This window comes from Streptomyces sp. NPDC104831 (assembly GCF_055583025.1).
Genome location: NZ_JBVJOT010000016.1, coordinates 34,956 through 45,801, shown reverse-complemented (window position 1 = coordinate 45,801; position 10,846 = coordinate 34,956). Strand labels below are relative to the sequence as shown.

Sequence of the window (10,846 nt, the reverse complement as noted above, 5' to 3'; positions counted from 1 at the left end):
GGGTGCGACGTGGCCGAGCACACCGCCCCACGCGACCCTCCGGGCGCACCGCCGGTTGCCGGTGCGGGTGCGTCGGGGGTGGGCGGGGGGTTCCCCGTCCTTCGGGGGTCACGCGCGGGTGAGGGACAGGAGTTCCCTTGCCGGGCCCGTGGGGCGGTGGCCGGTCGGCCAGACCGCTCTGAGGGCCCGGCGCAGGGGGACGCCCTCTATGGGGATGCTGACCAGGCGGCGCAGGGACAGCTCCTCGCCCACCGCCAGTTCGCTGAGGACGGAGGGGCCGGCGCCGCTGACCGCGGAGGCCTTGACCGCCGTGGTCGAGGACAGCTCGATCAGCGGGCGGGCCAGGCCGCCGAGCGCCGCGTCCAGGACCTGGCGGGTGCCCGAGCCGCGCTCGCGGAGGATGAGCGGGGTGGAGGCCAGCTCCGCCGCCGTCAGGGGCCGCCGGCGCCGGGCCCACGGATGGCCGGGCGCGGTGACGACGATCAGCCGGTCGTGGCCGATGACCGCCGAGTCCAGGCCCGTGGGCACGGACAGCCCCTCCACGAACCCGAGGTCCGCCTCCCCGGCCAGCAGCAGTTCCGCGACCTTCGCCGAGTTGCCCGCGAGCAGCGAGACCGCCGTGTCGGGCCGCTCGGCGTGCAGCGCGAGCAGCCAGCCGGGCAGCAGGTACTCGGCGATGGTCATGCTGGCCGCGACCCTGAGCCGGGAGTCCCGCCGGTCCCGCAGCGCCCGCGCGCCCGCGTCGAAGGCCGCCGCCGCCTCGACCACCCGACGGGCCCAGTCCGTGACCAGGGCGCCCGCGTCGGTGAGCCGGGAGCCGCGCGGGGAGCGGTCGACGAGGGCCACCCCCAGCTGCCGTTCCATGGAGCGCAGCCGGCTGCTCGCGGCCGGCTGGGTGATGCCGACCTCGCGGGCCGCCGCCCCCAGGCTGCCCAGCCGCGCCACCGCGAGCAGCAGCTCCAGCGCGGCGAGGTCCGGCACCCGGTGCGCCAGAGATCCCGTGCGTTCCTGCTGTCCCTCGGCCCTGCTCATAAGACCAGCTTATGCCCTCATAGACGGGAACTCCCTGGTCAGGGGCGAACCGATGAGAAACGGTGGGGGCATGGTCACCGCAGCCCGGCCCCGTGCGCTCCCGCTCAGACACCTGGGCCCCAACTGGTACGCCTCCGTGATGGGCACCGCGATCGTCGGCTCGGCCGGTGTCGCGCTGCCCGCCCCGGCGAACGCGCCGCGCGCCGTCTTCGCGGCCCTGTGGGTGCTGTCGCTGCTGCTGCTCGTGGCCCTGCTGACCGCCCGCGCCCTGCACTGGGCCCGCCATCCGGACCAGGCCCGCGCCCATCTCCTCGACCCGGCCATGGCGCCCTTCCACGGCTGTCTGGCGATGGCCCTGCTGTCGGTCGGCGGCGGCGCCCTGACGACCGGCCGGGACCTGATCGGCACCCGCGCGGCCGTCGCCCTGGACACCGTGCTGTACACCGCCGGCACGGTGACCGGGCTCGCCGCCGCCGTCGCCGTGCCGTACCTGATGGCCGTACGGCACCGCGTCGGGCCCGCCCAGGCCAGCCCGGTGTGGCTGCTGCCGCTGGTCGCGCCCATGGTGTCGGCGGCACTCGGCCCGCTGCTGGTGCCGCACCTGCCGCCGGGGCAGCCCCGGGAGACGCTGCTGCTCGCGTGTCTCTCGCTGTTCGGGCTGAGCCTGCTGGCCGTGCTGCTGACGCTGCCGCTGGTCTTCGCCCGGCTGATCACCTCCGGGCCGCTGCCGCTCGCGCTCACCCCGACCCTGTTCCTGGTGCTCGGCCCGCTCGGGCAGTCCGCCACCGCCACCGGCCTGATCGCGGACGCCGCCCCCGGGGTCGTACCGGCCCCCTACGACCGTGGCCTCGCCGTCTTCGCCGTGCTGTACGGCGTGCCCGTGATGGGCTTCGCGCTGCTCTGGTTCGCCTGGGCGACCGCGCACGTGGTGCTGGCCCGGCGGCGCGGCATGGGGTTCGCCCTGACCTGGTGGGCGTTCACCTTCCCGGTGGGCACCTGTGTCACCGGCGCCGCCGCCCTCGCCCGGCACACGGGCCTTGCGGCGTACGAGGCGCTGGCCGTCGGTCTGTACGCCGTCCTGGTCGCGGCCTGGCTCGCGGCGGCCCGCGGCACCGTGCGCGGCCTGTTCAGCGGCGAGCTGCTCGCAGGGCCCCGGCCAGCGTCCGTGGTGCTCGCGCCAGGGACGGGCCGTACCACGTCAGGTGCCGTCCGCTGACCAGGGCGCAGGGCAGGCCGGGGAAGGCCTCGGGGCCGTCGCCGGCGGTGAAGCGGTAGGGCTCGTCGGGCAGGACGACCAGGTCGGGTGCCCGGGCGCGCAGCTCGGCCAGGGGGACGCGCGGATAGCGCTCGGGATGGCCGGCGTAGACGTGGTCCACGCCCAGGCGGGCCAGGACGTCGCCCGCGAAGGTGTCCCGGCCGAGGACCATCCAGGGCCGGCGCCAGACGGGCACGACCGCCGTCGCGCGGACCGCGGGCTCGGGCAGCGCGGCCCAGGCCGCCTCCGCCGCGTCCAGCCAGGCGGGCCGGCCCCGGGCGCCGCACGCGGTGAGCACCCGGTCCAGCTCGGTGAACGCCTGCGGCACGCCGCGCACCTCGGTGACCAGCACCTCGATGCCGGCGGCGCGCAGGGCGTCCAGGTCGGGGGCGCGGTTCTCCTCCTCGTTGGCGATCACCAGATCGGGGGCGAGGGAGACGATCCGGTCCACCCGGGGGTTCTTCGTGCCGCCGATCCGGGGGACGTCGAGGCCGGCCGGGTGGGTGCACCAGTCGGTGGCGCCGGCGAGGGCGCCGGGCAGCGTCACGGCGACGGCCTCGGTCAGGGAGGGGACGAGGGAGACCACCCGCGTCACGGCGCCGCCTTCCGCCCGCCGCTCAGCGGGACCTGTCCTGGACGGCCTCGATGTGCTCGGCGACCGCCACCACGATGATCCGGGTGTCCGGGACCGTGGCCCGCCAGCGGTGCCGGACACCGCCGGTCAGATACAGGGTGTCGCCCCGGCCGAGGCGGTAGGCGCGGCCCTCCGCCTCGATCTCCACCGCGCCGTCGGCGACGTACATCAGCTCGTCGTTGCGGTGCTGGAGCTCGCGGCCGGCGTCGTGGTCGCCGGTGAACTCGGACGCGTGCAGCTGGTGGTGGCCGCGCACCAGGGCGCGGGTGCGCGGGTCGAAGTCGCCCTCGGCGGCCGGTTCGGCGCGCACCACGTCCACGCTGGCCGCCGGGTCGGCGGCGGCGAGGAGTTCGACGGCCGTCGTGCGCAGGGCGTCGGCCAGCTTCTCCAGGGACGTGCGGCTCGGGCGGGCCCGGTCGTTCTCCACCTGGCTGAGGAAGGGCACCGACAGGCCGCTGCGCTCGGCCACGACGGCGAGGGTCAGCTCCAGCGCACGGCGGCGCCGCCGGACGGCCGCGCCCACGCGCACGGGCTGTTCTTTGTGGTCGCCCATCGCTCCGGCTCCCTCCCTCGCTCGTCGTACCGCTGTCCGGGTGCCCCTATCGGGGCGTCCCTCTTCGATGACTTCTCTGCACCCTACGCATGTTCGGCAAACCGTTTCACGTGCCTGTCACATCCCCGACACCTCCCTGATCCTCCACCCTCACTGTTCGCGCCAGTGCGCCGGGGCCGGGACGGGCCCCGGCACGGGTGCGCCAGGCGGACGAAGCCGTCGGCCGGCCGGTCCCCGCCGGGGTGCGGGCCAGGGGTCGTCACCCGGGGTGATTGTCCTGAAGTGAGTCGTGAGCACGACAGCCCGAGGGGCGGGCGGCCCCGGACGCGCGTCGGCGTCCGGCGGCGCCCGCCCCTCGGGAGGCGAACTTGGGCGGTCGGGTCAGCCGGCCGCCTCGCTGTGGGTGGCGTCCTTGGCGACGGGGGCCCACTTGTCGAGCAGGCCGGGATGGTCGCGCAGCCAGCCGCGGACGGCGTCCTGCTCCTTGCCCTTGCCGGCCTTCTGGATCCGCGCCTCCAGGCCGGTCAGCTGCTCCTCGGTCATGGAGAAGTCCTTCAGCCACTGGCCGACGCGCGGGTTGTCCGCGGCGAAGCCCTTGCGGGCGAGGGTGTGCACGCCGTCGCCCTCGCCCCAGCCGCCCTTAGGGTCGTCGAGCTTCTTCAGGTCGTAGTCGCTGTAGGCCCAGTGCGGCGACCAGAGGGTGACGAGGACGGGCTGGTGCCGGGCGTAGGCGCGCTTCAGCTCGGCGAGCATGGCCGGGGTGGAGCCGTCGACCACGTCGTAGGTGCCTTCGAGGCCGTACTCCTTGAGCACCTTGCTCTTGAGCAGGCTCATCATGCCCGCGCTGGGCTCGATGCCCACGATCTTCCCGCCGAACTCGGAGGCGTGGTCCTTCAGGTCCGCCAGGGAGTTCACGTCCTTGACATAGGAGGGCACGCTCAGCTCCAGGGAGGTGGGGCCGTACCACTTGCCGAGGTCGTCCAGCCGCTCGCCGTACTTCGCCCAGTACTCGGCGTGCGTGGTCGGCAGCCAGGAGTCGGTCTGGAAGTCGAGCTGGCCGGTGGCGAGGCCGGTGTAGAGGGGGCCGGCCGCGTACTGGGTGGTGCTCACCTTGAACCCGCGCTCCGTGAGGATCTCCTGCCACAGGAAGGTGGAGGCGATGCCCTCGTCCCAGGGGATGTAGCCGATCCTGATCTCCTTGCCCTTGCCGACGTCCGTGCCGGAGGCCTCGGAGGTGCCCGCGGCGGGGCCGAAGACACCGAGTCCGCCCGCGACGAGGGCGAGGACGACCACCCCGGCCAGCGCGACGGCCGGGCGCGGGCGGTACGACCACGCGCGCGTGCGTGCCTTCGCGGTGGCCCTGCGGCCCAGCGGGGAGAGCTGGGCGCCGAGCGCGCCGGTCACCCGGTCCAGGTAGACGGCGAGGACGACGATGCCGACGCCCGCCTCGAAGCCGTAGCCGATGTCGAGCTGGCCGATGGCCTCGTTGACGGCGCCGCCGAGGCCGCCGGTGCCGACCATGCCCGCGATGACGACCATGGACAGGCCCAGCATGATCACCTGGTTGACGCCGGCCATGATGGTGGGCAGGGCGAGCGGCAGCTGCACCCGCCACAGGATGGCGCGCGGGGTGGTGCCGAACGCCTCGGCGGCCTCGACCAGCTCGGCGTCGACCTGGCGGATGCCCAGCTCGGTCATGCGGACGCCGGGGGCCAGCGCGAAGATCAGGGTGGCGACGACGCCCGCGGCGGTGCCCAGCCCGAAGAAGAGCATGGCCGGGATCAGCAGCACCATCGAGGGCATGGTCTGGAGCAGGTCCAGGACCGGCCGTACGACGGCGCTGACCGTCTTGGAGCGGGCGGCCCAGATGCCCAGCGGGAGGGAGATCAGCAGGGCGATCACGGTCGCCACCAGGACCAGCGCCAGGGTGGACATCGCCCGGTCCCACAGGTCGAGCGAGTCGACCAGGGCGAACCCGGCGAAGGCGAGGGCACCGGCGAGCAGTCCGCGCAGCCACCAGGCGAGCACCGCGAGGATGCCCGCCATCAGCAGCGGCTGGGGAGCGGCGAGCACGGTGTCGATGCCGTCGTACATGCCCTCCATGACGGCCTTGACCGCGTCGAACAGCCAGGAGAGGTGGGCGACCAGCCAGTCCACGCCGGAGTCGACCCAGTCGCCGAGGTGGATCCTAGGCACGGCTGATCACCTTCCCCTCGGGGTTGTCGCAGGCCGCGGGAGCGGCCGTCTCGTCGCCGAGGAAGCCGAGCAGGCGCTGCCGCGGCACCACCCCGACGACCCGGCCCGCCCCGTCCACCACCGAGACGCGGTGGGACAGCCGGGCGCTGATCGCGCACAGCTCCGCGAACGGCGTCTGACGGGTCGCGGTCTCGCAGCCGCACAGCGGCGCGTCGGCCGTCACCGAGGTGTCCATGAGCGCGCCCGCCGTCAGCACCCGGGAACGGTCCACGTCCTGGATGAAGGAGGCCACGTAGTCGTTCTCCGGGCGCAGCAGGATGTCCTCGGCGGTGCCCGTCTGCACGATGCGGCCGTCGCGCATCACGGCGACGCGGTCGCCGAGCCGCATGGCCTCGTTGAGGTCGTGGGTGATGAAGACGATCGTCTTCTTCAGGGTCTTCTGCAGCTCCAGCAGCTGGTCCTGCATGTCGCGGCGGATCAGCGGGTCCAGGGCGCTGAAGGACTCGTCCATCAGGAGCAGGTCCGCGTCGGTGGCGAGGGCGCGGGCGAGACCGACGCGCTGCTGCATGCCGCCGGACAGCTCGTCGGGCCAGGAGGTCTCCCAGCCGGCCAGGCCGCACAGGGCGAGCGCCTCGTCGGCGCGGCGCTCGCGCTCGGCGCGGGGCACGCCCTGCACTTCCAGGCCGTAGGCGGCGTTGTCCCGGACGCTGCGGTGCGGGAACAGCGCGAAGTGCTGGAAGACCATGCTGATCTTGCGGGAGCGCAGTTCGCGCAGCTCCCGGTCGCCGAGCGCGGTCAGGTCCTGCCCGTCGAAGCGCACACTGCCCGCGGTCGGCTCCAGCAGCCCGTTGAGCATGCGCAGCAGGGTGGACTTGCCGGAGCCCGACAGTCCCATCACGACGAAGATCTCGCCGGCCTCGACGCGGAAGGAGGCGTCGATCACGGCTGCCGTCACGCCGTCCGCGCGCAGCTCCGCCCGGTCGGCGCCGTGCCGCAGCCGCTCCACCGCGTCGTCGGGTCGTCTTCCGAACACCTTGAACAGATGTTCTGCCTCAAGCCTGGGTGACACGCGCACCTCTCGTCTTCGGGGACAGGACAGAGGCCGCGCCTCCCCAGGTCAAGGCGGGGCAAACCCGCAAGTGGCCCGGTTCACGGCAGTGCGCGTCACGCAACGCGTTCCCGGCGCACGGGGCGCCGGCGGTGCCGTGCGGCACTACGGGGCGCTGTCGGTGGCGTGCGGCATGATGCGTGCGTGACCGGACGACTCATGCTTCTCGACACCGCCTCGCTGTACTTCCGCGCCTACTTCGGCGTCCCGGACTCGGTGCGGGCACCGGACGGCACGCCCGTCAACGCGGTGCGCGGGCTGCTGGACTTCATCGACCGGCTGGTCAAGGACCACCGGCCGGACCACCTGGTGGCCTGCATGGACGCCGACTGGCGCCCGCAGTGGCGGGTGGACCTCATCCCCACCTACAAGGCGCACCGGGTCGCCGAGGAGCACACGGACGCGCCGGACGCGGAGGAGGTGCCGGACACCCTCGCCCCGCAGGTGCCGGTGATCGAGGAGGTGCTCGACGCGATCGGCATCGCGCGCGTGGGCGTCGCGGGGTACGAGGCGGACGACGTGATCGGCACGTTCACCGCGCGGGCCCGGGGCCCGGTCGACATCGTCACCGGCGACCGCGATCTGTACCAGCTGGTGGACGACGAGCGCGGGGTCCGGGTGCTCTACCCCTTGAAGGGCGTCGGCACGCTCCAGCTCACCGACGAGGCGGTGCTGCGCGAGAAGTATGGCGTCGACGGGCGCGGGTACGCGGACCTGGCGCTGCTGCGCGGCGACCCCAGCGACGGCCTGCCGGGCGTGGCCGGGATCGGCGAGAAGACGGCCGCCAAGCTGCTCGCCGAGTTCGGCGACCTGGCCGGGATCATGGCGGCGGTGGACGATCCGGGGGCGAAGCTGACGCCGGCGCAGCGCAGGCGGCTGGCCGAGGCCCGGCCGTACCTGGCGGTCGCGCCGAAGGTGGTGCGGGTGGCCGGCGACGTGCCGCTGCCGGAGGTCGGCACGGCCCTGCCGCGCGCTCCGCGCGATGCGGCGGCGCTGGCCGGGCTGGGCCGACGCTGGGGTCTGGGCGGCTCGCTGGAGCGCCTGCTGACCACCCTGACGGGCTGATCCGGCCGGTCCGGGAGAGGCGGTCCGGTGCGCGGTGAGGGAAAGGTTCCGGCAAAAGCCTCTCATGAGCGCCTCACGGAAGGGGTCTTGAATTGACAGAGGTGCTAACTTAGGTAAACCTAACCAACCCCAGGAGGCCGTCATGGCAGAGCGCCCGGGACGAAAGCCGCGCAAGACCCATACCGCTCAGGTGGTGCGCACCGAGCGGCTGACCCCGCACATGCAGCGTGTGGTGCTCGGCGGCGCGGGTCTCGCCGGATTCGCCGCGGACACCTGCACCGACCACTACGTGAAGCTGCTGTTCGGTGCCCCCGGCGTCAGCTACCCGGTCCCCTTCGACCTGGAGCGGATCCGCGCCGAGTTCCCGCGCGAGCAGTGGCCGGTGACCCGGACGTACACCGTGCGCGACTGGGACGCGGAGCGGCACGAACTGACCCTGGACTTCGTGATCCACGGCGACGCGGGCCTGGCCGGCCCCTGGGCCGCCCGCGTACAGCCCGGCGAGACCGTGCGCTTCATGGGCCCCGGCGGTGCCTACGCGCCCGACCCGGCGGCCGACTGGCACCTGCTCGCCGGAGACGAGAGCGCGCTGCCGGCCATCTCCCGCGCCCTGGAGACGCTGCCCGCCGGCGCCCGCGCGCACGCCTTCGTCGAGGTCTCCGGCCCCGAGGAGGAGCAGAAGATCGACACCGGCGTACGGGTCGTCTGGCTGCACCGCGGCGACCGGCCGGTCGGCGAGGCGCTGCTGGAGGCCGTGCGGGGGCTGGAGTTCCCCGAGGGCCGCGTGCACGCCTTCGTGCACGGCGAGGCGGGCGTCGTGAAGGAACTGCGCCGGCTGCTGCGCATCGAGCACCAGATCCCGCGCGAGGACCTGTCGATCTCCGGCTACTGGCGCCTCGGCCACAACGAGGACGGCTGGCAGGCCTCCAAGCGCGAGTGGAACGCCCGCGTGGAGGCCGAGCAGGAGGGCACCACCACGGCGGCGGCTTGAGCGGACCGCGACATGACCGGGCCGGGCTCGGCCGGGCCGGGCTCGGCCGGGCTGGGCGTTGAACGGGGCCGGGACGTGACCGGGCCGGGTCTGATCGGGCCGGGCCGGTGAGCCGGGGCGCGAGCGGGCGGACCCGAGCGGCCGGGCCCGGTCAGCCGGGCGGGCGGCATCCGCCACGAGGGTGCCGCCGTCTTCCCCGGCCCCCGGCGCATCGAGACCTTCGCACGCCTCGCCCCCGCCCGGCCCGGGCTTTCCGCGGGCGCCGGACCTCCGTACACCCCCACGTCCCACGCCGGGCCGGGCCGCGCTGACCTGGCCCGCGCTGATCCGGCCCGCGCGGTGCGCGGCCCGCGCCGGGCGCTCAGTCCCCCCGCACGCGCGCGTGGAAATGCATGTCGTGCCAGCCGTCCCGGTGGAGGAGGGCGCTGCGCTTGGTGCCCTCCAGGACGAAGCCGGCCTTGGCGGCGACCCGGCAGGACGCCTCGTTGGCGGTGGCGTGGAAGAGTTCGAGCCGGTGGAAGCCGATCTCCTCGAAGGCCCACTCGGACAGGGCGGCGGCGGCCCGGGCGGCCACACCCTGCCCCCGGGCCCGTGACACCGTCCAGTACGCCACCTCGGCCACGCCGTCCCCGAGCAGTATCTGCCGCAGCGCGACCCGGCCCCGCAGCTCGTCCGACCGCTCGTCCACGACGGCCCACTGCGCTTCCGTCTCCCCCGCCCACGACGCCCGCCACTGCGCGATCCAGTCGGCGGCCTCCTCCGCGGAGTCGCACGCCCTCATGTGCCACTGGTGCATCGCCGGGTCCTGGAAGGCGGCGTGCACGGCGGGCGCGTCCTCGGCCCGCCACGGGCGCAGCACCAGACCGCCGCCGGCGGGAAGGACGGGCTGCGGAAGACGGGCGAGGGAGCCGGGGGTGAGCACCGGCTGGATGAGAAACGGCATGATCCACATCCTGCCGGGTGCACGGCCACGCGGCCCACCCGTTTACCGACCGTGCCGGGTGACCGTGCGACCACCCCCTTGACGCGCCGTACCCTTGACGCCGATGAGTCGCCGCACGCCGCCCCCGCCCGCCCCGCTCCCCCAACGCGACGGGGTCGATCCCGTACGGGTACGGCTGCCCGTGGACGGGACGTGGGCCACCGTGCGGGAGCATCTGGTGGCACGGCTCACGGGGGCCGGCCCCGGAATGGTGGAGGCGATGTTCGCCGCCGGCGAGGTGGTCGGCGCCGACGGACGGGCCGTGCCGCCCGACGCCCCCTACCGGCCGGGGATGTTCGTCTGGTTCCACCGCGAGCCGCCCGCCGAGGTGCCGGTGCCGTTCCCGGTGGAGGTGGTGTACCGCGACGAGCACATCGTGGTGGCCGACAAGCCGCACTTCCTGGCCACCACCCCGCGCGGCTCGCATGTCGTCCAGACCGCGCTGGCCCGGCTGCGGCACGAACTGGGCCTGCCGGCTCTGACGGCGGCGCACCGCCTGGACCGGCTCACCGCCGGGCTGGTGCTGTTCACGGTGCGCCCCGGTGAACGCGGCGCCTACCAGACCCTGTTCCGCGACCGGCGCGTGCGCAAGGAGTACGAGGCCGTCGCCCCGTACGATCCCGCGCTCGCCCTGCCCCGCACCGTGCGCAGCCGGATCGTGAAGGAGCGCGGGGTGCCGGCCGCCCGGGAGGTCGCGGGCGAACCGAACGCCGAGACCTGGGTGGAGCTGGCCGGACACCGGTCGGGGCTGGGCCGCTACCGGCTGGTCCCGGTGACCGGCCAGACCCACCAGCTGCGGGTGCACCTGGCCGCGCTGGGCGTGCCCATCCTCGGCGATCCGCTCTATCCCGAGGTGACCGGCCCGGTGCCGGCCGGCGACTTCCGGCGCCCGCTGCAACTGCTCGCCCGGCGACTGGAGTTCACCGATCCGGTCACCGGCACGCACCACGCCTTCACCAGCGGCCGTCAGCTGCGTGCCTGGACGTCGTACACCGACTGGTCCGACGCGGCCCGGCCTCCCGGCTGACAC

The 10,846-nt window shown here is 74.5% G+C and carries 10 protein-coding genes; 4 read left to right on the top strand and 6 right to left on the bottom strand.

The annotated features are described in order from the left end of the window. Positions 1 to 108: 108 nt before the first annotated feature. Positions 109 to 1,032: a LysR family transcriptional regulator gene (locus ACZ63H_RS13660; protein ID WP_469864520.1), complete on the bottom strand. Its 924-nt coding sequence runs from the start codon at positions 1,030 to 1,032 to the stop codon at positions 109 to 111. A gap of 70 nt (positions 1,033 to 1,102) precedes the next feature. Between ACZ63H_RS13660 and ACZ63H_RS13655 the strand changes: the two genes are divergently transcribed. Continuing rightward, the gene (locus ACZ63H_RS13655; RefSeq protein ID WP_469864518.1) at positions 1,103 to 2,248 is read left to right on the top strand and encodes a TDT family transporter; all 1,146 of its coding nucleotides are present in this window, start codon (positions 1,103 to 1,105) and stop codon (positions 2,246 to 2,248) included. Here the strand turns inward: ACZ63H_RS13655 and ACZ63H_RS13650 are convergent. From ACZ63H_RS13650 to ACZ63H_RS13635, 4 genes are all read right to left on the bottom strand, one after another. Then, entirely contained in the window at positions 2,160 to 2,882 is a 723-nt protein-coding gene (locus ACZ63H_RS13650; protein WP_469864516.1) for a helical backbone metal receptor, read from the bottom strand. The two genes, ACZ63H_RS13655 and ACZ63H_RS13650, sit on opposite strands and share 89 nt — an antisense overlap. Before the next feature lie 22 nt (positions 2,883 to 2,904). Then, positions 2,905 to 3,474, bottom strand: coding sequence for a helix-turn-helix domain-containing protein (locus tag ACZ63H_RS13645; protein ID WP_469864514.1), 570 nt, complete (start codon positions 3,472 to 3,474; stop codon positions 2,905 to 2,907). A 381-nt stretch (positions 3,475 to 3,855) separates the two neighbouring features. Then, a complete protein-coding gene (locus tag ACZ63H_RS13640) occupies positions 3,856 to 5,670 on the bottom strand; it encodes an ABC transporter permease/substrate binding protein (RefSeq protein WP_469864512.1) in 1,815 nt (604 codons plus the stop codon). Continuing rightward, the gene (locus ACZ63H_RS13635) at positions 5,663 to 6,739 is read right to left on the bottom strand and encodes a quaternary amine ABC transporter ATP-binding protein (RefSeq protein WP_469864510.1); all 1,077 of its coding nucleotides are present in this window, start codon (positions 6,737 to 6,739) and stop codon (positions 5,663 to 5,665) included. Before ACZ63H_RS13635 ends, ACZ63H_RS13640 begins: the two co-directional genes overlap by 8 nt. Before the next feature lie 183 nt (positions 6,740 to 6,922). On the opposite strand from ACZ63H_RS13635, the gene ACZ63H_RS13630 reads away from it, so the two are divergent. Together ACZ63H_RS13630 and ACZ63H_RS13625 are read left to right on the top strand one after the other, a co-directional pair. Next, the gene (locus tag ACZ63H_RS13630; RefSeq protein WP_469864508.1) at positions 6,923 to 7,843 is read left to right on the top strand and encodes a 5'-3' exonuclease; all 921 of its coding nucleotides are present in this window, start codon (positions 6,923 to 6,925) and stop codon (positions 7,841 to 7,843) included. 142 nt (positions 7,844 to 7,985) lie between these two features. Next, entirely contained in the window at positions 7,986 to 8,834 is an 849-nt protein-coding gene (locus ACZ63H_RS13625) for a siderophore-interacting protein (RefSeq protein ID WP_469864506.1), read from the top strand. Between the two features lie 361 nt (positions 8,835 to 9,195). On the opposite strand, the gene ACZ63H_RS13620 is transcribed toward ACZ63H_RS13625, so the two are convergent. Then, positions 9,196 to 9,777 carry a GNAT family N-acetyltransferase gene (locus tag ACZ63H_RS13620; RefSeq protein ID WP_469864504.1) on the bottom strand — a complete coding sequence of 194 codons (582 nt, stop codon included), beginning with the start codon at positions 9,775 to 9,777 and terminating at the stop codon, positions 9,196 to 9,198. 103 nt (positions 9,778 to 9,880) lie between these two features. Between ACZ63H_RS13620 and ACZ63H_RS13615 the strand changes: the two genes are divergently transcribed. Next, positions 9,881 to 10,843 carry a pseudouridine synthase gene (locus ACZ63H_RS13615; RefSeq protein WP_469864502.1) on the top strand — a complete coding sequence of 321 codons (963 nt, stop codon included), beginning with the start codon at positions 9,881 to 9,883 and terminating at the stop codon, positions 10,841 to 10,843. Positions 10,844 to 10,846 lie beyond the last annotated feature (3 nt).